This is a genomic window from Patescibacteria group bacterium, from assembly GCA_026415775.1.
Taxonomy (GTDB): Bacteria; Patescibacteriota; Minisyncoccia; order UBA6257; family JAAZHW01; genus SKW32.
In genome coordinates this window covers 132,388-158,930 of record JAOAGL010000001.1, presented here as the reverse complement: position 1 = coordinate 158,930, position 26,543 = coordinate 132,388, and the positions used below count along the sequence as shown (strand labels likewise).

General features: G+C 32.5%; 20 protein-coding genes, 2 tRNA genes and 2 other RNA genes. All 24 read right to left on the bottom strand.

Annotation, left to right across the window (positions count from 1 at the left end; all coding sequences use genetic code 11):
• Nucleotides 1-43 precede the first annotated feature (43 nt).
• Nucleotides 44-241: a hypothetical protein gene (locus N2692_00890; protein MCX8015849.1), complete on the bottom strand. Its 198-nt coding sequence runs from the start codon at nt 239-241 to the stop codon at nt 44-46.
• Nucleotides 242-251: 10 nt separating this feature from the next.
• Nucleotides 252-737, bottom strand: a complete 486-nt coding sequence (gene infC / locus N2692_00885; GenBank protein ID MCX8015848.1) for a translation initiation factor IF-3 — start codon at nt 735-737, stop codon at nt 252-254.
• A 49-nt stretch (nt 738-786) separates the two neighbouring features.
• Nucleotides 787-1,136: a transfer-messenger RNA gene (gene ssrA / locus N2692_00880) on the bottom strand.
• A 7-nt stretch (nt 1,137-1,143) separates the two neighbouring features.
• Nucleotides 1,144-1,596 (bottom strand): SsrA-binding protein SmpB, encoded by a 453-nt coding sequence (smpB, locus tag N2692_00875; protein ID MCX8015847.1) that lies wholly within the window; start codon nt 1,594-1,596, stop codon nt 1,144-1,146.
• 2 nt (nt 1,597-1,598) lie between these two features.
• Nucleotides 1,599-3,038: an RtcB family protein gene (locus N2692_00870; GenBank protein ID MCX8015846.1), complete on the bottom strand. Its 1,440-nt coding sequence runs from the start codon at nt 3,036-3,038 to the stop codon at nt 1,599-1,601.
• Nucleotides 3,039-3,079: 41 nt separating this feature from the next.
• Nucleotides 3,080-4,657, bottom strand: coding sequence for a glycosyltransferase family 2 protein (locus N2692_00865; protein ID MCX8015845.1), 1,578 nt, complete (start codon nt 4,655-4,657; stop codon nt 3,080-3,082).
• 5 nt (nt 4,658-4,662) lie between these two features.
• Nucleotides 4,663-4,735: transfer RNA gene (locus N2692_00860), tRNA-Arg, on the bottom strand.
• 49 nt (nt 4,736-4,784) lie between these two features.
• A complete protein-coding gene (locus tag N2692_00855; protein MCX8015844.1) occupies nt 4,785-5,777 on the bottom strand; it encodes an LD-carboxypeptidase in 993 nt (330 codons plus the stop codon).
• A gap of 129 nt (nt 5,778-5,906) precedes the next feature.
• Entirely contained in the window at nt 5,907-6,176 is a 270-nt protein-coding gene (locus N2692_00850) for a hypothetical protein (GenBank protein MCX8015843.1), read from the bottom strand.
• 14 nt (nt 6,177-6,190) lie between these two features.
• The gene (locus tag N2692_00845) at nt 6,191-7,492 is read right to left on the bottom strand and encodes a hypothetical protein (GenBank protein MCX8015842.1); all 1,302 of its coding nucleotides are present in this window, start codon (nt 7,490-7,492) and stop codon (nt 6,191-6,193) included.
• A gap of 126 nt (nt 7,493-7,618) precedes the next feature.
• A tRNA-Ile gene (locus tag N2692_00840) sits at nt 7,619-7,691 on the bottom strand.
• A 63-nt stretch (nt 7,692-7,754) separates the two neighbouring features.
• Nucleotides 7,755-9,581: an ATP-dependent zinc metalloprotease FtsH gene (ftsH, locus tag N2692_00835; GenBank protein MCX8015841.1), complete on the bottom strand. Its 1,827-nt coding sequence runs from the start codon at nt 9,579-9,581 to the stop codon at nt 7,755-7,757.
• Between the two features lie 117 nt (nt 9,582-9,698).
• Nucleotides 9,699-13,277, bottom strand: coding sequence for a lamin tail domain-containing protein (locus tag N2692_00830; protein ID MCX8015840.1), 3,579 nt, complete (start codon nt 13,275-13,277; stop codon nt 9,699-9,701).
• Between the two features lie 40 nt (nt 13,278-13,317).
• Nucleotides 13,318-13,869 (bottom strand): hypothetical protein, encoded by a 552-nt coding sequence (locus tag N2692_00825; protein ID MCX8015839.1) that lies wholly within the window; start codon nt 13,867-13,869, stop codon nt 13,318-13,320.
• A gap of 81 nt (nt 13,870-13,950) precedes the next feature.
• Nucleotides 13,951-16,386, bottom strand: coding sequence for a leucine--tRNA ligase (gene leuS / locus N2692_00820; protein ID MCX8015838.1), 2,436 nt, complete (start codon nt 16,384-16,386; stop codon nt 13,951-13,953).
• A 46-nt stretch (nt 16,387-16,432) separates the two neighbouring features.
• A complete protein-coding gene (gpmI, locus tag N2692_00815; GenBank protein MCX8015837.1) occupies nt 16,433-18,019 on the bottom strand; it encodes a 2,3-bisphosphoglycerate-independent phosphoglycerate mutase in 1,587 nt (528 codons plus the stop codon).
• 3 nt (nt 18,020-18,022) lie between these two features.
• Complete coding sequence (locus tag N2692_00810; GenBank protein ID MCX8015836.1) at nt 18,023-18,604, bottom strand: hypothetical protein; 582 nt, start codon at nt 18,602-18,604, stop codon at nt 18,023-18,025.
• A gap of 92 nt (nt 18,605-18,696) precedes the next feature.
• Nucleotides 18,697-19,091, bottom strand: an RNA gene (gene rnpB / locus N2692_00805) — RNase P RNA component class A.
• A 37-nt stretch (nt 19,092-19,128) separates the two neighbouring features.
• Complete coding sequence (locus N2692_00800) at nt 19,129-19,902, bottom strand: helix-turn-helix domain-containing protein (protein ID MCX8015835.1); 774 nt, start codon at nt 19,900-19,902, stop codon at nt 19,129-19,131.
• Between the two features lie 8 nt (nt 19,903-19,910).
• Nucleotides 19,911-22,094 carry a DNA translocase FtsK gene (locus tag N2692_00795; protein MCX8015834.1) on the bottom strand — a complete coding sequence of 728 codons (2,184 nt, stop codon included), beginning with the start codon at nt 22,092-22,094 and terminating at the stop codon, nt 19,911-19,913.
• Between the two features lie 3 nt (nt 22,095-22,097).
• Nucleotides 22,098-22,670 carry a hypothetical protein gene (locus N2692_00790; protein MCX8015833.1) on the bottom strand — a complete coding sequence of 191 codons (573 nt, stop codon included), beginning with the start codon at nt 22,668-22,670 and terminating at the stop codon, nt 22,098-22,100.
• Nucleotides 22,654-24,105: an Asp-tRNA(Asn)/Glu-tRNA(Gln) amidotransferase subunit GatA gene (gene gatA / locus N2692_00785; GenBank protein MCX8015832.1), complete on the bottom strand. Its 1,452-nt coding sequence runs from the start codon at nt 24,103-24,105 to the stop codon at nt 22,654-22,656. The genes N2692_00790 and gatA overlap by 17 nt, the downstream gene beginning before the upstream one ends.
• 7 nt (nt 24,106-24,112) lie before the next feature.
• The gene (locus N2692_00780; GenBank protein ID MCX8015831.1) at nt 24,113-24,412 is read right to left on the bottom strand and encodes a hypothetical protein; all 300 of its coding nucleotides are present in this window, start codon (nt 24,410-24,412) and stop codon (nt 24,113-24,115) included.
• 33 nt (nt 24,413-24,445) lie between these two features.
• Nucleotides 24,446-26,539 carry an NAD-dependent DNA ligase LigA gene (gene ligA, locus N2692_00775; protein MCX8015830.1) on the bottom strand — a complete coding sequence of 698 codons (2,094 nt, stop codon included), beginning with the start codon at nt 26,537-26,539 and terminating at the stop codon, nt 24,446-24,448.
• Between the last annotated feature and the right edge of the window lie 4 nt (nt 26,540-26,543).

Genomic DNA, 26,543 nt, shown 5'->3' with positions numbered 1-26,543 from the left:
TTAATTTTTATAAAAAATTAAACAGAAACCTTAATAAAAATTTTTATTTGATATTATAAGGCAAAAATTTTTTAATTACCTTTTCATCCGCCTTATAAAAACCTTTATAATGTCTCTTTTTTTGATTATCTCGACCTGTTAATTTTGATTTAAAGTGATTCTGTTTTATTGGACGGTGAAGTGATTTTTTGTTTTTGGTAATTTTTATTCTTTTTTGAACAGCCTTTTTTGTTTTTAGCATATTTTTTATTTTAAGAAGAGATTGTTATAATTAACCCTCGCGGAGCGCTTTTTATATCTTGAATGATTTTATATGGATGATTAATAAAAGTCAAAAATTCTTTTAATTTCTTCTCCGCTAAATCCTTATGGCTTTTTTCTCGACCTCTAAGTATGAGTTCAATTTGGATTTTTAAACCATCCTTCAAAAATTCCTCAGCTTGCCGCGCTTTTACTTCCATATCATGTCTGCCAATATTAAAACCCAATCGAACATGCTTCATTTCATCACTGCGTTCTTTCATCCTCTTTTTCCTTTCTTCTTTCTCTTGTTGATATAAAAATTTGCCAAAATCGCAAATTTTCACCACGACAGGATTAGCTTTGCTTGTAATTTCAACCACATCTAAATTTCTTGACTGCGCCAAACGTAAAGCTTCTTCCAATGACATTACCCCCAAATTTTGACCATTCTCATCAATTACTCTAACTTCTCTCGCTCTTATTTGGTTGTTGATGTTAAATCTTTTTATCTTAGAATTTTAAAAATCGACCGACCGGATAATTTAGTGGAGATGGCGGGAATCGAACCCGCGTGGACGAAAAAGTTGATTTTCGAGCTTTCCAGACAATCAGCCGATTTTTCTTAAGGACTAATATCTAAAATCGGCAAAATTATTAGTCCCTGTCTTTGGAGTTAGGTTGCTCTTCTAGCCAAAGACGCCTAGAAAGAGCCAAGCTCGATAATTTGACACCCTTTTAGCCTATCGAGCATCAGCTAATTGGATGGGCTTATGCTAAAGCAAAAGCCAAATTTCTGCTAAAATTGGCAGTTTTTTGTTTCCCGTTGATTTACGAGGTAACGGCTCCTCGGCCTGACTCGAAAATGCTTTTCCGTCTCGAGGCCGATCATCCCCCTTTTGACTAAAATTGATAATTTTTAAAGTTGCGGGCTATCTCTCTTTCTACTTCGCGTTGTTTTATTATATCTCTTTTATCAATTTTATGTCTGCTTCTACCAAGTCCTAATTCTACTTTAATTTTATTTTTTTTCAAGTAAACCGCCAGGGGAATAAGCAATAAACGCTCGGTTTTCATTTTGCCAATTAATCGCTTAATTTCTTCTCTATGAAGCAATAACTTGCGGCTCCGATCATCTTGATAGTTAAAAGGGGCATTTTGGGGCTGCCAAGCTGGAATTTTAGCATTGATTAAATAAATTTCATTACCATAAATTTGGGCAAATGAACCAGTTAAATTAACATTGCCATTTTTTACAGATTTAACCTCACATCCAAGCAATTGGATTCCTGCTTCAATTCTTTCTAAAATTTCATAATTAAATTCCGCTTTGCTATTTTTGGCTAAAATTTTCATAATCACTCTCCTTTTATTACCGACAAAGGCACTAGTTTAGCCACTTTTAATGATAAATCGCTCTGGTGAACAATATTAACCACTTCATTTATGTCTTTATATGCCTCTGGGGCTTCTTCGGCTAAACCCTTCAAACTTTCACATTTAACTAAAATCCCTTTATTTTCTAAATATTTAATAATTTCTTTCGGAGAAAGATTTTTAACTGCTGCCATACGCGACATCCTTCGACCAGCACCATGACAAGTGGAATACCAACTTTCTAATCCTTTTTCTGTCCCAACCAAAATATATGAAGCTGTCCCCATACTGCCCGGAATCAATACCGGTTGACCAATGGCTTGATATTTTTTGGGAATTTCTGGATGAAATGGCGGAAAAGCACGCGTTGAACCTTTGCGATGAATTAGAAGTTTCTTTTTTTCTCCTTCTATTTCATACTCCTCTAATTTAGCAATGTTATGCGCCACATCATACAACATTTTTAATTTTTTATCTCTACCCAAAATTTTCTCCCAAGCCTCCCGAATATAAAAAGTAATCATTTGGCGATTAGCCCAAGCAAAATTGGCAGCCGCACTCATTGCTCTAAAATAACTTTGTCCTTCCTCACTTTGGAATGGCGCGCAAACCAATTCTCTATCAGGAACATTTATATTATATTTTTTCATTGACTTCATCATTTGTTGAATATAATCGGTTGCCACCTGATGCCCCAGCCCTCTTGAACCAGTATGAATCATAACAACTACTTGATCATGAAAAAATCCCATTACTTGAGCAAGCCTCTCATCAAAAATTTCTGCTACCTTAAGAATTTCTAAAAAATGATTCCCGCTCCCTAAAGTTCCTAGCTGATCTCTACCTCGATCTTTAGCTTTATACGAAACTAGTTTTGCATCGGCAAAATCCAAACATCCATTTGATTCACAAAGTTCAATATCCTCCTTCTCTCCATATCCATCTGCCACTAATTTTTTTGCGCCGCCATTTAAAATTTTATCCAAATCTATAATGCTTAATCCTTCTTTATGTCCTCTCCCAAGACCTGACGGTACTGCCTTAGCAATGGCTGTTGCTAATCTATCTAAATATGGTTCTAAATCAATTTTTGAATAATCAGACAATAAAATACGCATCCCACAATTAATATCATAACCGACTCCACCGGGTGAAATTACGCCTTCTTTTGCATCAATAGCCGCAACACCCCCAATAGGAAAACCGTAACCTTCGTGAATATCAGGCATTGCTAAACTATAATTAATAATTCCCGGCAAGGTTGCCACATTGATTAATTGATGAATAGAACGATCGCGCATTGATTCATCAATTAATTTTTCACTCGCATAAACTCTTGCAGAAACACGCATATCATCTCTGAATGTTTTTGGAATCTCCCACAAATAATCTTTAATTTTAATAAAATCGTTTTTATTCATAAAAACATTTTTATTATAACTTTATTTTTAGAAATTAAAAATTAATTGATTTTGAGCTTACGATGTTTTGGTGTCACCCAAAAACCCATATATTTCTTAATCATTAATCTTGTTTGAGCGTCTAACGCTGGTATGCTCCCAAAGAAAATTAAATTTATTGGAGTTAAAAACCATTGTAAAACAAAATAAACATAACGCCACTTGCCATAATATGGTGGGCGTGGCGGCAAGAACCAAAAATTTAAAATCGCACAAGTAATAATACCTATATTCGCAACCGTTAGAATATATGATGTCATCTTCGGTAAATAAAATGAGAGGATGGTAAAATTAAATTTTGGTCCTCCCAAAACCAAAGGCAGCCACCCCAAAAAGAAAATTATTAAACTGGTTGTCGCCCACGAATAAAATCCATCAAAAAGGAAAAACCCATAGGTTAATTTCTTTTTTAAAGGAATTTTTTTGTTCTTTAAAAAACCAAAAAAGGCATAAGCAATATCAAAAACGCCATAAGCCCAACGTCTTTGTTGTTTATATTGATTAATCATTGTTTTAATAAATTTAGCGTCCACATTTGCATCCATTGAAACAGGATAAAATAACGGCACAATTTCCCAATTGCCATCATAATACAAAAAACATTGCCAAAAAATTCGTGAATCCTCCGAAACAACATTAGTTTGCCAAAAATCAATATCAACCAAAGCCTTAAATGGCATTGAATGGGAGGAAAAAGTTGTCATTCGTTCTGGTCGAGCTTGTTGAATTAATTGAAAAAAAGTTGCCGAAAAAGAAATGACTCTCGCTAATGCCGGCGCCTCCCAGATATTATTAGTAAAAAGTGGCACAGGTTGATAACTAGAATTTAAAGGCTTGTTAGCTGTTAAAAAATGGTATGTAAGACAACCAAAATAATCTGCTGGTATAACGGTATCAATATCAAAATTAGAAACTAAAATATTTTCATAAGGAATATGTAGAGGATCAATTATATTTTTTTTCGCTTCTCGCGCTGCCCATGTTGCATTTGCGCCCTTACCAGCAATTTCTCCTTCAATATCTTTAGGATGAACCGTTATTAAAAAATATTTAAAAACATTCCCAAATTGTTCTTTAACCTTTGTGATAGTCTCTTGAATTTGTTCTTGAACTCTTTCTTCTGTCGCTAAAACTACAATTAAACGATCAGTTGGATAATTAACATTAGATAATGCATTTAAAGTGGAAGATATAATTTCATAAGATTCACTTACCATCGGTAAAATTACTAAATGATATATTTCTCGCCAATCACTGATGTTTAGTTGATAATTTTCCTTTGGTAAATTTTTCAATTCAACCAACCAATTTTTTGCTAAATTTTTTCTGAGAATTTTAAAACTATAAAAAGCGTGAATACTAAAATAAATTGTTTTTATTAACCAAAAAACATCAAAAACAATAATAAAAATAGCGGCCACAACCGGTAATCGCCACGCCACAATAAAAACTAAAATTAAAGTTATCCATGACAACAAACCCGGAAAAATTTCAAAAAAGCGAAATATTGTTTTTTCTGTTCTATTAGATAATTCATCTGCTTTGCCTATTTTAAGATAATATAACTCTGGAGAAAGCATATAAGTGCGCCTGGCGCGAATCGAACGCGCAGTCTTCGGCTCCGGAGGCCGACGCTTTATCCGTTAAGCTACAGGCGCTCCTTCTTTAAATACTTTAATTCAAATTTAAAATTTAGCCAAGTTTTTACTATCGAACTGCTGGCTCTAATAAACGAATTATTACTTCCCCTCTTTTTGTTGCGTCTAATTCCGCCTCTACGCCAATGGGGATAGTCATCGGATAATAAATATCACCGAAATCAACATTAGTTACCACCGGAATTTTATATGGTTTCAAAATCTCCTTAAAAATAGTATTGAGCGTAAAATATTTTGGACGGCCGAATTTTTTCTCCAATTCTTTATCGGCTGAACCCACAGTTACATTTATCATTTTCCCAAAAATAATTCCTCTAACGCCACCTTCTACGAATAATCCTGCGTTAATTAAACGAGTTAATGCGCATTCAACGTCTTCAGAATAATCACCATGTTCTTCAAAAAATAAAATACTATTGGAAACATCGGGGAAATAACGAGTACCCAATAAATTTGCAAAACTAATTAAATTACCACCAACTAACTTACCACGCGCTCGACCAGGCTTTAATACTTGCCATTTGCTTCTTCTTAAAAAAGTAGTTCCTCCTTCAAAACAAATATTTTTAAAAGAATTAATTGTGTAACTATTTGCCTTCATAAAAAAGTGTTCGATATTAAAACCATGAAAGGTTACAATTCTACTTCGGCGATAAATCGCATTTAATAAAGTTGTTCCATCAGAAAAACCAATTAAAATTTTAGGGTTTTTACGAATCAAATTATAATCCAGCAACGGCAAAACTTGATTAGCAAGATAACCACCAACACTCATAAAAATTGCCTTTATATCCTTTCTGGCAAACGCTTCATTTAAATCCTGCGCTCTTTCTTCTGGCGTACCTGCTTTATACATACCATAAACCATATCTACGTTTTTCGAAGTTTCAACCACAAAACCAAGGCTTTCTAAGGTTTTAAGCCCTCTTTTAAAATGTTTCTCATTGGTTATGGGCTGAGAAGGAGAGACAACAATAACCTTATCTCCTCTTCTCAACCTCTTTGGCTTTAATAATGGCAAATGACGAATTAAAGTAATCATATCTTTAATAAATAAAAAAGGACCGCACAATCCCTTGATTTATTTAATTATACTAAAAATTTAAATTTTATCAAGTTTATTTAACTCGACAATTTTTAGCGATTCTCAGTTAAAAGTTTTCGAAAAATTTTATTCCGCCTCTTCGGCTTCGTCTTGAGCGTTTTGTAAAATTAACTTATCAAGTTCTTCCTCAAAATCGCTTTCGGCTTTACCAATTTCTCTTTCCTCCCTCTCAGAATCTTTTAACATTTCATCAAGATCCTTAATTAGTTTTTCAAAACCTTTTTGAATTTCTTTATAATTTTCGCTGATTTTTTTAATTTCTTCTTTGGTTTTTTGAGCAATTTCTTCAATCTCCTTTTTTTTATTTTGAACTTGCTCGTCGTTATAATTGGTCATATTTTTAAAATTTATTACTCGCCTTTTTCTTTGGGTAATTGAATAATAAAATCGTCAATGAGCATTCTAACCCTGTCTTGTTGATTTTTGGGATAATCATCATAAAAATTTTTTAACAATACAACAAAATTCTTAATATCCATTGGTTTTTTAGGCGAAATATTAAATTTTTCAATAAATTGTTTTTCGGAAAATTGATAATTTTCGAAATCCTTACGAGAACTCGCTTTTAAATAATTATCCCAGTATTTAAGAAATTCTTCTATTCTCATTTCTATTGCTTTTTCTTTTTCTTCTGTCTCTTCCATTTTAACGACTTCTTCCTTTTTTTCTTCTTTTTCTTCTTCTTTATTATCTTCTTCTTTATTAATTGAAACATCTAAGGGCGCTCGCTCAATTATTCTTAAAAATTCATTTCTCTTTTCTACTTGCGGTCGCATTCTATTATTTATTTTTTCTATTCTTTTTTCTGCTTCTAAGATTTGCTTTTCTATGGCAATTCTTTGAGAATTTAATTGCTTCTTTGTATCGTTAATTAATTTTTCCAAAGTTTTTATTGTAGAATCATTATTAATTTTTCTTTCTGACAAACCAATTTTTGTCAAAATTTGATATAAATCATTTTTTTGCTTCTCCAAAACCATTATTCGCTCTTCGTACTGCTTGGTTGTTTCCTTCCATTTGTTTTCTAAATCATTCTTGCGTTGATTCAAAATTTCCATTTTCTGCTCAAACGGTTTAATTTTCTGGTTATAATAATCTATTAGTCTTTGAGCAATAATATTTCTTTTTTCAACATAAACATCTCTTTTGTTTTTTTCAATTTCAAATTTTGAAGCAATTTTATCTTTTTTATTCAAAAGCTTTTCCCTTTCTTCTCTGATTTTCTTTAATTGATTATCAATTCCTTCTAATCCTGGTATATTGCTTTTCAAAAAATTTTCTTTGTAATCTGTTAATTCCTTTTCAGCTTGATTAAATAAATTGATGCGATAATCAATCTGGTCAATAGCGTTTTTAAAGGTTAACAATTTTTCTTCATAAACATTAACTCTTTTTTGGCTTAAAGCGGTTTCTAATTTTCCAGCTAAACGATTGACGCCCTCTGTATTATAAATTTTTTCATAAGTTTTTCTTGCAATATCCTTTGCCTTATCCGTTAACTTTTCAAATATCGGTTTGCTGTCATTGGTTAAAACTTGAAGTAGATTAATTTCAACTGGTCGTTTGCTAAATGATTTTTCTATTAATTTTTTCTGCGCCTCTGCCATTTCTTGGGAAATGGATTGTTCCATTTTTTCAAATTTATTAGCCATATTTTTTATTGTTTATCGACAACACTTTAATTATACCAGAAAAACTAAAAATTTGCAAGAGTCTTCCGCCAAAGTTTTAGGCGGTTCTTTTATTGATTATAAAACAATAAAAAAATAAAAAAAGTGTGGGCGCAGATGGATTCGAACCATCGACCCCAGACTTATAAGGTCTGTGCTCTAACCGCTGAGCTATGCGCCCCAAACTAAAAAGAATTAATATCTCTTTTTAGTTTATTTATTTTTTAATTTTTTTCAAACTGTGTTATTTTGAGTTTTTCATTAATTCCTCAAACTCTTCTTTCTCTATGATTTCTTTTTCTAATAAGGTTTTCACTAGAACATCCATCTGTTTTTTATGAGTTTTTATTATTTTTTCTGCTTGTTTAACCGCTTCATTAATCAATCTTTTAACTTCATTATCAATTTCAACAGCTGTTTTTTCCGAATAATTCTTTTCGGCAGTAATTTCCCGACCCAAAAAGATTAATTCCTCAGTTTTCCCAAAAGTAATCGGGCCTAACTTCTCAGACATCCCAAATTTAACAATCATTTTTCTAGCTAATTCAGAAGCTTCTCTTAAATCATTGGCTGCTCCCGTTGAAATATCACCTAAATAAATTTTCTCAGCAACATATCCTCCCATCAATACTCCTAATTCAGCCAAAAATTGTTTTTTTGTTTGTAATCTCCTATCTTCCAATGGCATTTTTAATGTATAACCACCCGCTTGGCCACGCGCAATAATTGAAATTTTTTGAACTGGATCAGCGTCGGGCAAATGATAAGTCACCAAAGCATGACCTGCTTCATGGTAAGCAATAATTTGTTTCTCTTTTTCTGAAATAACTCTACTCCTTCTTTCTGGCCCCAAAACAACTTTTTCAATTGATTCTAAAAGTTCACTTTGGGTAATTTCTTTTTTATTTCTTCGCGCTGCTAAAATTGCTGCTTCATTTACTAAATTAGCCAGATCAGCGCCAGAAAATCCGGGAGTTCTTTCAGCAATCCTTCGTAAAAATACATCTTTACCTAAAATTTTGTCCCGACAATGAATTTTTAGAATTTCTTCTCTTTCTTTTAAATCAGGCAAATCTAAAACAATTCGGCGATCAAATCGACCAGGTCTCAAAAGAGCTGGGTCTAGAATATCGGGTCTATTAGTCGCGGCTATTACAATTACATTTGTATCTCTATCAAAGCCGTCCATTTCAACAAGAATTTGATTTAAAGTTTGCTCTCGTTCATCATGGCCGCCACCCAAACCAGCTCCCCGCTCACGGCCAACCGCATCAATCTCATCAATAAACAAAATAGAAGGAGCGGCTTTTTTAGCAGTAGCAAAAGCATCGCGCACTCGACTGGCACCAACACCAACAAAAAGCTCCACAAACTCAGCACCAGAAATATGGAAAAAAGGAACATTAGCTTCACCAGCCACTGCCCGCGCCAATAAAGTTTTACCAGAGCCTGGAGGACCCATCAATAAAACCCCGCGCGGAATTTTAGCGCCTAAATCCAAAAATTTTTTAGGATTTTTTAAAAATTCAACAACTTCTTTTAATTCTTGTTTTGCTTCTTCCAAGCCCGCAACATCCTTAAAAGTTACTTTATCTTTTGGCGAAGAAATTTTCAAATTAACTCTTCCAAAAGAAAAAGCTTGCCCAACTCCTTTTTGAGCCTGTTTGTTCATCCAAAGGAAAAAGAGCAAAATTAAACCAAGTGGCAAAATCGTTTGAAGCAGCAATGCCCCCCAAAATAACCAATCAGAAGAAGTTTTAATATTGATATTTACCTTGGCTAATTGCTCACTATTTACGCCGAGATTTTTTAATGTTTCAACAATGCTTACTCCCTCCTCTTTATTCGTCTTAAAAATCTCATCATTAATACTTTTAGCTATTATCTCATTACTCTGCACCGTTATTTCTTTTATTTCTTCTTTTTGGATTTTAGAAGCCAACTCATTTAAAGAAACTTTTTTTTCTTTAACCGTAATACCACCGCTAAACAAATAGGAAAAAATCGAACTTAAAAGCAAAAAAATAATAATGCCTAAAGCTAAGTTTTTGAATAAGTTTTTCATAGTGATTTTAATTTAATTACCTTTTGATTATTAAATTAGTGATATTCATTTTAGCATATTCTTACCAAAAAAACAATAAAAATCCCCGGCTTACGCCAGGGATTTTATTTTTTTCATCTAAAATTATTCATTTGTTGAACCAATTAAGACAAAATAATAATCTAATGGAGCCACATAGCAATCACCTACAACCCAGTTATTGCTTCCGAATCTTGCCGAAGCAAAACCTTCTGATAAATTATCAGTACATGTTCCTTTAAAATTAGAAGTTACTTTATTAAAATAAACTGCCCATAAATATTTATGATCCTTTTCTAAAAATGGTGACTGATTAAACCTAACTATTATCTCGCCTCCTTGCTGACCGCCATATAATACAATCTTATCAGATGATGCAATCAAATTATTCTCTGAAATATTTTCATAATTATCAGTATTATACAAAAACACCTGCATATCTCCTGTTGATTGACCAAAAAATTGTTGAGCAAATAATTTTAAACCTTTTACATAACCCGATTGATTAGCTACAAAAATCTGAGCTAAAACATAAGGATTGGGGTTAAATTCTTTATCTTCCATCTCGCGCTGTTCTTGAATAATGACAAAATCTGACGGAAATTGCCATTCAAGAATTCTTACATCCGAATGCATCCCAAAATTATCTACTGCTCTCACGCCAATTTTATATTGATTAGGGAATTTCACGGGAATAATTGCGTTTAAATTTTTCCCAACAGATCGCCATTTTGTCTCATCAAAATCAGAATCTTTCAAACTAACATTATACTCATAAACAATTTCTGAATCCAATGAATCAAGATCGGTTGATGATGACCATTCAAGATAAATAGTTTCAGCTAGATTATCAAAGCTAACAGATTTCAATTCCGGCATCGTTGGAGGTTGGGGTATAGAAAAGTCAACCTTTGATCCTAAAATTCCCTCCATTTTTATAAAAGGATAAAATACATAAATAAATTCTTTTTTGCCTACTCCAAATACATGATCATTATACATTGCAGTGCCCGTTGCTGTTGTGCCTAATAAAATCACGCTTCGATTTTGTCGACTTTGGTAAACATCTAAACGATAATAAGAATAAGGATTTAAGGGAATGTTTAGATTATTAATTTTCACTTCTTTTGCTGTTGAAGCAAAAGATATTCCATCTGATAAAATTAAATATGAAGCCAACTCAATAGTATAATTTTCATCCTCAAATTCTTTCAAAGTAATAATTGATTCATATGGCTCATTATCATTAACATATCCTTTCAAAGTTAAAGATTTAAGAATGCCGGAAAAGCCTCGTCCTAAACGATACCAATTATCAGAATACCAACTGGCCATAGATTGTTCAGAATCAACATCCTGCACAAAAATTAATCCTTCTATATTTGCGCTAAAATAAATTGGATCTGATGCCAATTGGTCTCTGTCATATGCTATCATTTTAAAATCAAAAGTTTTTTCTTCTTCATTATTCAGAGGATAAATAAACTCTAAAGCAGAAGTGGAAGTTAAAAGCAAAAAATTGTCTTCTTTTTTTACAAAAATGCTGTAAATAATTCCTTCTGATGAATTTTTTGCATCGTAAGATGGTAGCCATTGAAATATTAAACTGTTAGTTTGAGTCTCATAAAAAACAATGTTGTTTTTATTCTCAATAGGTTTTGGGGATGTAGGTTTTGAACGTGGTTCAGATAGATTTAAAGAATTTTGTGGTTGAGGATCACGAATAACAAAATCATCCATTGAATCACTATCATAGCCATTACCTAAAAATTTATCCTCCCCGATACTCATTGATTCTGACGTAGAATTTTCTTTTGCTTTTCTTTCTAAGCTTTTGCTTGGTACAGCCATATTTTTATCATAAGTAATTGAATCTATTATTTCATTATCTTTAATTAAATAAATAGTATAAACGTTATCATCTGATGCATCGGGCAAACTATAAGAACGAATAATATCAGCAACTACTCCATTATAATTTGTTGCGTCATAATCGTTTAAGCCAATTAAATAAAAACCTCTGGCTGGAATAGTATTATTTTTATCTGTTGTTTTAATAGTAGCCAGTGAATTTGAACTTGTGCTATTATTTTTAATAATCCTCAGTGACCACCCACTCAAATCTACCGCAAAATCATTGGGATTATATAATTCAATAAATTCTTTACCCTCATCTCCATGACCCGCATCATATAAAATTTCGGAAATTAAAATTTTTGAAGGTGGAGTAGGAGAGGGGGTAATGGTTGGTGTTAAGAAGGGAGATGAAGAAGGTGATGGAGATGGTGTTTCTGAAGAAGCAATAATAGTTGAATTTGCAGAAATTATTTGGCTTACTGAATTAGAAAAAGGAGTTGGTGTGATTGAAAGAGGAAAAGTAGGCGAAGGAGTAACGATTGGGGTTGGCGTAATAATTGGGCTTGGTGTAATTTGATTTTGCAAAATCTCAATTTCTTGAAATTGTTCCTGATTTTGTGGTACTGGTGATGATAAAATAACGGGTTGTGAGATTTCTTGAGTTGTTGGCGATAAATCAGATTCTATTGATAAACCTACTTTTGTCTGATTCTCATTTTGATTAAAATTTTGCTCATCCTCATTAATTAAACCCAAATTCTTTTTAAAATTATCAATCATTATCGCAAATAACGTTTTTCGCATTTTTTTCAAAAATTCTTGATCATCACGATATTTTTCTACTTCCTCAAAAAATAATCTTAAAACGCCGGCGCCCGATAAAACTATTTTTTTTGATAAATGAGACCAGTAGGATTCGTGGATTAGTGCATCTAAAATTAAAGTGGGCTGGGTTGAGATAATAATTCCTTGATTTATATCTTTTCTTAATAGATAATAAAAACCAAATTCGTCTTCAGAGAAACTATATATTTTATTGTTTATACTCTTTGTTTCTAAATAATTCCATTCTGGTTGATTATAACCACTTTGAATACCAATAGTATCTTGGCTATAAAAATGACTATTAGTATATGAAGCTAGATCATTAAAGTAATCATTTAACTTATTAAATACTAAAGGTTTTTTATCTTTTAATTGAGAGATAATATTAATATTTTCTTTTGTAAATTGCGAAGTATATTTTTCATAATCATCACCTCTTAAATGATGATCATTCCGCGTATGCGCTGGCACACCCATATCTTCCAATAGATGCAAAACATGTCCTAAATCCTCAAAAGCTTGTTTTTTATTACCAATAATATAGTTATAAATAGCCTTTTCCCAAGTATGAACACTTAAAATTTCTACTGCGCTTTTGGTTAATTGAGCATATGGATTTAAAGCGGCATTTTTGTAAGCTTCTCCTAAAAACATGGCTTGCTTATAAGAATTTTGCGCCCATTCTTTGGCGGTTTGAATAAAGGGCTTTAAAATTCTTAAAAATGGCGCTAAGGCGCCGGCATTAATTTCATTGTTTAAACCTCTATTGTAAACTGGGTCAAAAAAATGATTTAATGTTCTTGAAATGGGTTCATCTTCTTTTGTACTTCCATTTATTAACCAATTTCTTTCTTCTTCATTTATTTTTGGGGTATAAAAATTATTATAAAATTTTACAATTTCTGAAGTTAGGGCTGGATGAGTAGTTAAATTATCATAAGCAAATGATTTAAAAGGAAAAATTAGTAAAAATAAAATAATCCAAAATCTTTTTTTAAACATATTTAAAAAGTTTAAAAAACGACTTTGAATTTTTTTTATTTTACATACTAACTATTTTCCAAACACCAGAATATTCATTAAATTTCATTCTTAAAGTATGCTGAACTAAATTATCATCGCCAATAATAACAAAATCATACGTTGTAGTATCCCACGATTGTATTCGGTCAGGCTTAAATTGATAACACAAAGCAATTATTTCTGATATTCTCCCTTCTGTTTGTGCTTGTCTTAAACCATTCTCCCACTTTTCCCGACTTAAATTATCATCCATAGCAAAATATTTAGAAGCTAATTCTATATCACCTTTTTCTAATGCCTCAATAAACATATTTAATGTTTCTTGAGGTGTTTTCCCGCCATAAGTATCTTCTCGAAATGCTTGATAATATTGTTCTAACCCTTGATAAAATTGTTCCGAAGCTTTTCTAAAGCGATATGTATCAATAACTAATTGGATTCTCTCTCGCAATAAACCGAATCCACCGCCAAGTGCAAATAAAATCAAAATAATCATTAATAAACTTATTGAGATGATTAATAAAAATTTTTTTCTTTTTGGCAGTTTTTGTAGATTTTGATTGTTTGTCATTTTTTAAAATTTATGATTTTTAATCGACCATATCTTCAAAAAAACCAATTTAAATTGGGAAAAGAGAAAATTTTTATATTTCTATATTACCACATTAATCAAACGATTGGGGACAAAAATTATCTTTTTAATTTTACTGCCCTTCAAAAATTCGGCAATTTTATCATTGGCTAAAACAATTTTTTCTGCTTCGCGTTGAGAAATATTAAATGGAACAGTAATTTTTGCTCTTAATTTACCATTGATTTGCACTAATAATTCAAATTGCTTTTGTTGTAAATATCCCTCCTCATACTTTGGCCATTTTTCATCATGAACAGAATTTTTATGTCCAAGTAATTGCCAGATTTCTTCTGCTATAAATGGCGCAAATGGTGCCACAAGTTTTATATAAATTTCCAGATGCTTTTTAGAAAGTTTAATATTTTTATCCTGCATTTTATTCAAACATTCCATCAATGCACTAATTGCCGTATTATACCGCAAAACTTCGATATCTTCTGTTACTTTCTTAATTGTGCGATGAATGATTGTTTCAATCTCATTATCTTTTGTCTCTTTCATTTTTAATCGCATTTGATTTTGATAAAAATTCCAAATGCGATTAATAAATCGGAAAATGCCATTGATGCCCTCTGAATTCCATGGCTTCATATCTTCAAGTGGCCCCATAAACATAAGATACATTCGTAAAGTATCAGCGCCGTATTGTTTTACAATATCATCAGGATTAACAACATTTCCAAAAGATTTAGACATTTTCCGATTATCAGATCCCAAAATAATACCTTGATTAACAAGTTTTTTAAATGGCTCGGGGGTAGAAACTAAACCTAAATCATAAAGAAACTTGTGCCAAAAACGAGCATAAAGCAAATGTAAAACTGCATGTTCTTTCCCGCCAATATACAAATCAACTGGCATCCATTTTTTTTCTTTTTTCAAATCAACAAACCTTTTAGAATTTTTTGGATCAATATAACGCAAATAATACCAACAAGAACCAGCCCACTGAGGCATGGTGTTGGTTTCTCTTTTAGCTGGTCCACCGCATTTTGGACATTTCGTATTTACCCAATTTTCAATAGCCGCTAAAGGAGATTCACCAGTGCCAGTTGGTTCATATGATTTCACTTTGGGCAGAGTTAAAGGTAAATCTTTTTCTGGAATTGGAACAATACCACACTTTTGACAATGAACAATTGGAATAGGTTCACCCCAGTAACGCTGACGAGAAAAAATCCAATCTCGCATTTTGTAATTCGTTACTTTTTTCGCGCCAACATAATTAGCAATTTTCTCCTGAGCGCTACGATTATCCAAGCCATTAAATGGTCCGGAGTTAATTAAATAGCCATCTCCGGTATAAGCATTTTCTAAATTATGTTCACTCCCATCAGAACTAATGACTTCTACAATTTCAAGTTTAAATTTTTTAGCAAACTCAAAATCTCTTTCATCGTGAGCTGGCACAGCCATAATTGCTCCTGTGCCATAATGAATTAAAACATAATCCGAAATCCAAACAGGAATTAATTTTTGATTTGTTGGATTAATTGCCCAAATACCTTTTAACTCAACACCCGTTTTTGTCTTTGCTAAATCTGTTCGCTCTAATTCTGATTTTTGCATTGCATCTTGAATATATTTTTCAACTTCATAAACATTCTCAATGTAATCTTTTAATTCATTAATTATTGAATGTTCTGGTGCGACAACCAAATAAGTAGCACCAAATAAGGTATCAATGCGAGTAGTAAAAACTTCAATCTCTCCAATTTTGTAATTATTTTTATCTTTTAATACAAATTTAATTTGATGACCAACAGATTTTCCTATCCAATTTTTTTGCATTTCTTTTATATCTTCAGGCCAATCAAGTAATGGAATATCTTTTAATAATTTTTCAGCATAGGTAGTAATTTTAAGCCACCACTGACGAAGCATTTTTCTTTGAACGGGAGCACCACACCGATCACAATTCCCCTCCGCTGTTACCTCTTCATTAGCAAGACCTGTTTTACAAGAAGGACAAAAATTAATTGGTGCTTCTTTTTCATAAGCCAAACCTTTTTCAAAAAGTTTTAAAAATATCCACTGTGTCCATTTATAATATTTCGGGTCTGTTGTATTAATTTCACGCTTCCAATCATAAGCAAACCCCATTCTTAATAATTGTTTTTTAAAAATTTTGATATTTTTTGCTACAATTTCAGCTGGATGTTTTTTTACTTTAATAGCGTAATTTTCGGCTGGCAAACCAAAAGCATCCCACCCCATTGGATGAAGCACTTCATATCCTTGCATCTTTTTATATCGCGCATAAATATCACTCGCCGTATAATTTTCAACATGTCCCAAATGCAATCCTTGACCAGAAGGATATGGAAACATATCTAAAACATAAAATTTCTTTTTGGGATAATCACTTACCTGATAAGTTTTAAAATTTTTTCTTTCCCAATTTTTTAACCATTTATTCTCAATTTTTTGAAAAGGATATTTAAAAACTTTCATACTTACAAAATAAAAGTTTAATGACTATTATAAAAAAGTATAAAATTTATTGATAAGAAATCAAGTTGGTTAACAAACTAACACCGCTCATCTCTATCGGAATTGGCAACCCCATCAATTCCAAAATTGTCGGCGCAATATCACACAATGAACCTGTCGTCATACCCTCCATTTCTTTAATCTGCTCTTCGGTTCTGGGAATTTTTAACTTAAATCTTTCATCAATTAAATAAAATGGTACGGGATTGCTATCGTGGTGTGTCTCTTTTTCGCCAGTTAAGGGATCATATAATCTCTCTGCGTTGCCATGATCAGAAGTAACAATTAAAGTAGCGCCAATTTTTTGAGCGACTTCATAAACTTTTGTTAATTGTTGATTTAAAACTTTAATAGCCTCCATCACTGCATTATAATTCCCCGTATGGGCGATAGTATCTGGATTAGCATAATTTACGGCAATAAAATCATAAACCCCTTCCATCATAGCCGCGATTAATCTTTCAGTAATTTCTGGCGCGCGCATGGCTGGATATTCATCCGGATGTGGTATTTCTTTAGAAGGAATTAAAACTCTAAATTCATCAGGGAAAACTTTATCTGTTAAACCATTAAAAAAGTAGGTTAGATGGTAATATTTTTCTGTCTCGGCAATTTTTAATTGCTTCAAGTTGTGTCTGCTTAATTCAGCTGTTAAAGATGTTTCTATTTTTTCTGGATAATAAGCAACATCAACTTTAAAATTTTTATCATATTGAGTCATTGTTGTAACGTGAATATTCAATTTCTTTCTTGGGAAAAAACTAAATTCTGAAAGAGCGAAAGCGCTGCTCAATTGTCGAACGCTGTCTTCGCGAAAATCAAAAAAGATTATACTATCGCCATCCTTAATAAGGGGTAAATCTTGAGAATTTTCTTCAATAATTATCGTTGGTTCAATGTATGGATCGCTCAATTTTTTTTCATTATAAAAATAATCAAAAACTTCCTGATAATTTTTTGCTTTCCGCCCTTCACCATTAACTAACAAATTATAAACGCGAGCAGTTAAATCCCAGTTTTTTGAACGATCTAACGCATAATAACGCCCGGATAAACTACCCAATTTACCCACTCCAATTTTTTGGGCATCAGTCAAAAATCTTTCTACTAATTCCTTTCCTGATTTTGGCCGACTATCGCGACCATCAGTAAAAAAATGAAAAATTATTTTTTTTAATTGTTTCTTTGCGGCAAATTGTAATAACGCTAAAATATGTTCATACGCACTGTGGGCGTGAGATTCTGATAATAATCCAAGACAATGAAGGGTTGAATTATTTTTTAAAGCAAAATCAAAAGCTTTATTTATTGCTTCATTTTTATAAAAATTACCATTGCGAATTTCCAAACTAATGCGCGGATAATACTGATAGATGATTTTTCCAATGCCCATTGTTAAATGACCAACTTCACTATTACCCGCTTCTCCCCACGGCAAACCAACAGCAATGCCGCTGGCTTGCAAAGAAGTCGCCGGATAGTTGTATTTAAAATTCTCAATAATTTCTGGTTTTACTTTATAAATGGGATTGGAATCATCTCGAGCTCCAATCCCCCAGCCATCTAAAATAATTAAGACTAAATTTTTTCTCATAAATTACAAATCTGCCATTATCTTATCTGCTTCGGTTAAATTTTGCTTTGCCAAAGTTAGATTATTTTCCATCTCTTGAAGTAAACCAGCAGGATTAATATTTAAATCAATTCCTTTTTTGTCTAATTCCGCCTCATACTCTGCCGCAATACCCTGTTTTAATAAATCCGCATAAGTACAATAATCTTTCAAATTATTCAAAGCATTAATTTGATATTGGGCTAATTGTAAAATAATCGCCTTTTGGTCACCAGCTAAGCTATCATTGCGCGTTAAAAGTTGTTTAATTTGTTCGGATAATTTAAGCAATTCATCAGAAATTTTTGGAATATCATTACTAATCACAATAGCAATATCAAGCGCTTCTTTTAATTGTTTCTGGTCATATTTTTCTTTGGCGGCTTTGAGATTGTTTTGGTTTTTTTCTATCAAAGAAACTAACTCATTGCTGCCAGTTTTCACCTCTTTAACAATAGTTGGTGTTTGCTCTCCTGACTTATTAATCTTTAAAATAAAAATTAAACCACCAACAACTAAAATAATTAAAATAACAATAATAATTATTAATTTTGTGTTTTTACTCATGGTATTTTTATTCTAACTCAATTTTTAAAAAAATAAAAGAGTCACTATTAAATCAGAAAACCCTGCCGTTGGGCAGGATTTTCTGATTCTTGTTTCTTCAATAAGAATAAGCCGAATTCTGTACCCATTAAAAATGGGCGGCAACTATTTATCTTGACTTGGTATTGCTACCAAGTTCAGAGCGATCTACCTGTCGCTTGCGCGACAACTTGATCTTGCACCAGGAAGGGTTTGCCACCTCTAATTGTCACCAATTAGAGTTGGGAGCTCTTACCTCCACTCTTTTCACCCTTGGTCGCCTTAAAAGACGGCCGGTATAGTTTCTGTGGCACTTTCCCTAATCACAGTTAATGTGACCGGTTGCTGTTAGCAACTTCCTGCTTCTACTGTCTTCAAAAGAAAACAGCAGGGTGTTCGGACTTTCCTCTGTTAATGCTTATTATTGAAAAAATCTCAAAGCATTAACAGCAGTTGCCTACTTATTGAAGAAACTGTTAAAGATTTTACTTTGATTTTCAAAAAAATCAATAGTTTATTATAGGCAAAGTTGGAGTGGGAGTATTAATTTCTAAAGAAGAATTTGGCGAAGAATTTAAAATTTTCGGCGTGATAGAGACTGACGGTGTCTTAATTGGGGTCGGTGTAGAAGAAACTTGGGTTGGGTTATTAAAATATATCTTTCTTTCAATGGTCTTCTTTTTGCCTGTTCGATTAACTGACTCAATAATAATTTCGTTTAATCCTTCCCTTAAATTAATCGCTTCACTAAATTTTCCATCATCTCCAAGATAAATTTCTTTATTATTAATGGTGATGTAACTATGAGGCTGACCTTCACCCTCGATTACAAATGGATTTTCTGAAGTTTCAATCGTCTCGAAAGCTGGACTAATTATCTTTAATTTTGGTTCACCAAAAAGATTTTTGCTTTGAAAAAGAATAAAACCAATAGCGGTAATAATAATTGCCACAATGGGAATGTAACGTAAAATTTTTAGAATGTGGTGAGTAATTTCTTTGTTTGATTCAAAACGATTTGATGGCAATAAATCTGGTTTTGGTGGCATTCTCAAATTGTATTCTTCAAGATACATGTTCCAAAACTCTTCAAAATCAATATCCAAAATTTTAGCAATTTTTTGTAAATATCCTTTTACGAAAACATTGGCTGGCAACTGCTCAAATTTGCCTTCTTTTAAAGCGATAATATTTTTCAATGGCACTTTTGTTAACCGCTCAATATCTTCAGCGGTAAAATTTTTATCATCCATTCTTTGATTGAAATATTCTTGAAACATAATATTTATTATTCCCGCTCAATTTCTTCCTCGGTTAAAATATTATCCTTTTCAATATTTTCATCCTCCACATTTATATCTCCATTTTCATTATTTATATTATCTCCTTTTACCAAAACTTCTCGGGGTTTGGCGCCATCTGCTGGCCCAATTATCCCCCTTTCTTCCAATAAATCCAGGAGTCGCGCTGCCCTCGCATAACCTACCCGCAACCTTCTTTGCAAAAATGACGCTGAAGCTTTACCGGTTTGAACTACTATTTTATAAGCTTCTGGATACAATTCATCAGCATCTAAATTTTCAAAAGACCCAGCGCTATCCAACGAAATTTCTTGCATTTGTTTCTCTAATTCTTTTTCAAAATCCATTTCTTCTTCGCCAGAAATCTCATAATCTTTGTTTTCTTCTATAATATATTTAATAATCTTTTGAACTTCTGGTTCAGAAATATAAATACCCTGGATTCTTTTTGGTTTGAATGTGTCTCCTGCCAAATAAAGCATATCACCCCTACCTAATAATCTTTCTGCGCCAGCCATATCCAAAATTGTTCTTGAATCAACTTGACTAGCTACCTGCAAAGCAATGCGCGAAGTAATATTAGCTTTAATTAATCCTGTCACAACTTCCACCGATGGCCTTTGCGTAGAAACAATTAAATGTAAACCTGTAGCTCTTGCCATCTGCGCCAATCGCACAATTGCCGCTTCAATTTCTCGTCCATAGGCCACCATTAAATCGGCCAATTCATCAATTACAATGACTATAAACGGCATTAATGGTTTGCCCTCTTTCATCATTTTTTGGTTGAAACTATTAATATCGCGCGCATTCGCAGCTAATAAACGATTGTAGCGCTCATCCATTTCATTGACCGCCCATCGCAAAGCTAGAATTGTTTTTTTAGGATTAATTATCACTTCGGAAATTAAATGGGGTAAACGATTATAAGCCGATAATTCAACTCTTTTTGGATCAATTAAAATGAAACGCAATGTTTCCGGAGTATTCTTATAAAGCAAACTGCACAAAATAGAATGAATGGTTATTGATTTCCCTGAACCCGTGCTGCCAGCAATTAGTAAATGAGGCATTTTAGCCAAATCAGCAAAAACCGGTTCGCCCGCCACGTCGCGTCCTAAAGGAAAAGTTAATAAATCGCTTTCTAAAAATTTATCAAGTTCAATCATGTTTCTTAAACGAACGGTCATTTTTTGTTTGTTAGGTACTTCAATGCCAACAAGCGATTGACCGGGAATTGGAGCTTCAATGCGGATGGGGTGAGCTGCCAAAGCTAAAGATAAATCATTTTGCAAAGCAACAATTTTTGATAATTTGACGCCCTCAGCTGGTTTTAAAGTGTATCGGGTAACTGTTGGACCAACATAAACCTCACCCATCTCGACAGGAATTCCAAAATTAGCCAATGTCCTCTGAATAATATTTACATTGGCTTTAATATCTCCACTTGTTGGTTTGCCAGATTCTTTTTCCAATAAATCCAAAGGTGGGAAATTCCAATTAGTCACAATTCTCTCTTTCTGCCACGTCTTTTTTTCAGTTTTTTTCTTCTCTACCTTTTCCAATTCTTCTTCAATAACGTTTTTAATTTTTTCCTTAACAACGCTTGTTTCTTTTTCAGCGCCATTGGTTTTAATTTTAACTTCCTTTATTGGCGTCGGTTCAATGATTGATTTTATTTCTTTTTCTTCTTCTTTGGGTTTTTTCAAAGACCACTCAAAAACAATTACCAAACCAACAAAAATTAAAATTAAACAAAAAACTAAACCACCCCAAAAACCAAACACCTTATCAACCAATCCAACCTTATCACCCAACCATCCCCCTGAAAACGGTTTCAAAATATCAGAAAAACCCAGTATACCCAAACTAAACAATAAAAGACCGATAATGGTTGATAAATAAATATTTTTTCTCAACGAACCAATAAAAATACCGCCGGCAATAATAAAAATTATTGGCAGAAAGAAATAAATCCAACCAAATAAAAAATGAAAAACATCATAAACAAAAATACCAAAAGGACCTGCCAATTTAAAAAAACTTAAAACCAATAAAATAGCCAAACCAAAACAGATAATTCCTATAACCGTTTGCTTCGTTTCTTCTTTCAAATTCATCTTCGGCAATCGTTCTGTTTTTTTATTGTTTTTATTTTCTTTTTTAGCCATAATTTAATCACCCAAAATATGTAATCGCTCAAAGAATTCTTTATAAAGCTTTACAAAATATTTTACCTCTTTTGGTTCTAAATTAAAAGTTGGGTCGCTTTTTAATTTATCATAAGCATAAACACCCACCAACAATTTGCTTTTTTCAATTTCGTTTAGTTCGGCAATTTTTAAAGATTTAATTTTCTCTAATAAATTTTTTCCTTTGGGATTTAAACGATTAATCACCTCTTCCAACAATTCATTAAGCAACGAAAAAGCGAGCTTATAAGATTGGATGTCATCCTCTTTTAATAAATCGTGAATTTCTTTCCATGCTCTTAACACTCTTCTTTTTTCATAATGACCTCCAACCCAGATGGTTTTATATTTTTCAATGACATCAGTGATTTTATTTGTTTTAATAATTAAATAAATCCAGAAAATAAACAAAACAAGCGAGAGAATGCCTCCAATTAAACGTAATATTTTTATAATTGGCAGATTAAAGATAAAAATAGCAACATTTATGATCGCCTGAAAAACACCAACAATAGTATTAATAATAGAAGTAGTTGCACTAATAAAATCTTCCATAATTTGAATTTTGCTCAAATAAATAAGCGGCGTTTAAGATTAATGGCTCTTCAAAATGTTTTCCAAAAAATTGTAGACCATAAGGTAATTTGTTTTTAGAAGACCAGAGAGGCAAAGAAATAGCTGGGATTCCAGCAATATTAGCAGGCACTGTGAAAATATCCGAAAGATACATTTCTAAAGGATTGCTGGTTTTTTCACCGATTTTAAAAGCAGGGGTGGGAGTTGTCGGTAAAACAACTAAATCAACCTCTTTAAAAATATTCTCAAATTCTTTTTTAATTAAGGCCTGGATTAAACGAGCTTTTTTATAATACGCCTCATAATAACCGCTTGATAAAACAAACGTGCCCAAAAGAATTCTTCGCCTCACCTCTTGACCAAACAATTTACCGCGAGTTTTAAAATATAAATCTTTTAATATTCCACTTTCTTCAGAAGGAGAATAACGCAAACCATCAAAACGCGCCAAATTACTACTTACTTCTGCTGGCATTAAAACATAATAACACGCCAAACTTAAATTAACATGAGGAATAGAAATTTCTTTAATTTCTGCTCCCAATTCTTTTAATAAAGAAAGACTTTTTTGAAAAATCTCCGCCAAATTAGCATCGAATTGAGTTAAATCAATTTCTTTAATAATGCCTATTTTTAAATTTTTTAAATCTTTTCGTTCATAAATTGATTGAGCGTCAAAACTAAAATTTTCCGTTGTGTTATCAAATTTATCTTTGCCGCAAATTGCTTCTAACAAAAGAGCGGCATCCTCAACGTTTTTAGTAATAGGGCCAATCTGATCTAACGAAGAAGCCATCGCAATTAAGCCAAATCGTGACACCGCGCCATAAGTTGGTTTTAAACCAACCAAACCGCAAAAACTAGCTGGTTGTCTTACAGATCCCCCAGTATCAGATCCTAAAGCCGCGACTGCTTCATGAGCTGCCACTGCTGCAGCTGAACCACCACTTGACCCACCTGGCACTCGCTCTTCATCCAAAGGATTTCTAGTTAATTTAAAAGCGGATGTTTCCGTTGAAGAACCCATTGCAAACTCATCAAGATTGGTCTTCCCCAAAAAAATTGCCAATTGTTTTTTTAATTTTTTTATTACCGTCGCGTCATATGTTGCTTTATAATCTTTCAATATTTTTGAGCCAGCTGTTGTAATAGTATCTCTAATTAAAATATTATCTTTAATAGCCAATGGCACACCAGCTAAAATAGGGATATTTTCACCAGCTGCAATTTTTCTATCAACCTCATTAGCCTGTTTTAATGCTTCTTCTTTCAAAAGGGATAGATAGGCATCAATGTTTCTGTCTTTTTTTTCAATATAGTCAAAAAATTCTTTTGTTAAATCAAAAGAACAAACTTCTTTGTTCAAAAGAAGGTTGTGAATTTTTTTGATTGTTAAATCATGTAAAGTAATCATAAAAAAGTTAAAAAATTGGCGGAATTTCCAACCAATTATCTTTCCTCTGATAAAAACCATCTAACAAATCATCACGCACAAATAACAAATCATCATCCACTTCTTTGTTGTCTGAGTTTTTTGTTTGAAAAAGTATTTTTTCTAAATCAATCCCCCCTGTATTAATTTCCTGTAATTGTTTCACATAATCAAGAATGAGGTTTAAATCTTTTTCAATTTTCTCCTTTTCTTTTTCTGAAATTTGCAAACGACTCAAATCTAATAAATAGTCAACTATCTTTTGATTAATAAGATTTTCTCCGCTCATGTTTTTTATTTTAACACAAAAATTGCTTAAATTCTACTCTAACATCTTAATAAATTCTTTCTCATCAATAATTTTTACACCCAATTCTTTGGCTTTTTCGTATTTGCTCCCCGGCTCTCTTCCGGCCACTACAAAATCTGTATGTTTTGAAACCGATGAAGAAACACGACCGCCTAATCGCTTAATTCTCTCCTTAGCTTCTTCTCGACTCATTGAATCTAGCGTGCCGGTTAATACAAAAATTTTACCTTTTAATTTTGACTCAATTATTTCTGGTTTTGTAATTTTAATACTAACTTTTTCTAATTTCTCTAAAAATTTTTGATTATTTTTATTCTCAAACCACGTTTTAATACTCAAAGCAACTTTTGGACCTATATCTTCAATTGTTTCTAAATCTTCAATAGAAAATTTCTTCATGGCCTCCAATACATCGGTTGGTTTTTTAATATTTTTAACTTTTAACAAATGTGTAGCTAAAACTTCGGCCGTCTCTTCTCCAACATGCAAAATTCCCAAAGCATAAATAAATCGCGATAAATCAATTTGACGATGATTATTAATTGACTGAATAATATTTTCCGCTGATTTTTCTCCAAATCGCTCCAAAGAAGCTAAATCTCCTTCTTTTAATTCAAAAAGGTCGGCCGCATCTCTAATTAATCCCTCTTCTAATAAACGATCAATGATTTTTGGACCAACGCCTATAATATCAAAAGCGGATTTTGAAACAAAATGATATAATGAACGACGATTAATGGCAAAACAATTTTTATTGCTGCAACGATAAATAATCCCTCCTTCATCTTTAATAATCGGCGAATCGCACATTGGACATTTCTTAGGAATTTGAAATTCTTTTTCTTTTCCTGTTCGCAAATCAGCTAAAACCTGAATGATTTGCGGAATTACATCACCAGCCCTTCCAACAATCACTGTATCGCCAATTTTTAATCCTAAACGTTTGATTTCTTCAAAATTATGCAAGGTTGACCGCGAAATCGTTACGCCACCAACATTAACTGGTTTTAAAATCGCCACAGGCGTCAAAACTCCTGTTCTTCCCACTTGAACAATAATATCTTCAACAATTGTAGTTGCTTGTTTTAAGGCAAATTTATAAGCTATTGCTGCTCGCGGCGCTTTCCCAACATAACCAGCCCGTTCAAAATCTTTTTCATCATTTAAAATAACTACAATACCATCAATTTCATAAGGAAGTTTATCACGATTTTTAGACCAATAATTATGAAAATCAAAAACTTCTTCTAAACTTTTCGCTGGTTTGTTATGTGGATTAGTTTTAAATCCTAAGGATTTTAAAATAATATGCTCCTCCTCATGAGTTTTTTGACCAAAATCAGTTACCAAACTATACGCGTAAGAATCTAATTTGCGCGAGGCAGTAATTTTTGGGTCTAATTGTCTAATAGAACCAGCCGCAGCATTTCTCGGATTAGCGAATGGTTTTAAACCTTTTTTAATTTGTTCTTTATTAAGAATTTCTAAATTTTTTTTATGCATAAAAACCTCCCCACGCACTACAATTTTTTGAGGAAAATTATTTTTAATCTTTTCGACAACATTAAAAAGTTTTTCTTTTTCTAAATTTTTAATTACCTCCTCTTCATCTAATAATCTTAATGGAATGGCTTCTATCGTTTTTAAATTTTGAGTGACATCTTCACCAATATAACCATCCCCCCGAGTAGCGCCGCAAACAAAAATCCCGTTTTCATAATACAATTCAATTGCTAATCCATCCAATTTTAATTCGCAATAATAAAACTTCTCCCATTTCCTTAATTTACCACCCAAAAAATCAACAAATCTTTTTTCCCAAGCTCGCATATCTTCTTGAGAAAAGGCATCATTAAAAGAAAGCATTGGTCTTGGATGTTCTACTTTTTTAAAAGCATCAAGCGGCTCACCGCCTATTCGTTGTGTTGGCGAATCAGGAGTAATTAAATCTGGGAATTGCTGTTCTAAATCAAACAATTCTTTTTTGAGCGAATCTAGTGCCTCTGGAGAAATCTCTTCTTTATCCAAAACATGATAAAGATAACGATGATAATTAATTTCCTGGCGTAATTTTTCAATTCTTTTTTTCGCCTCTTCTTTATTCATACTA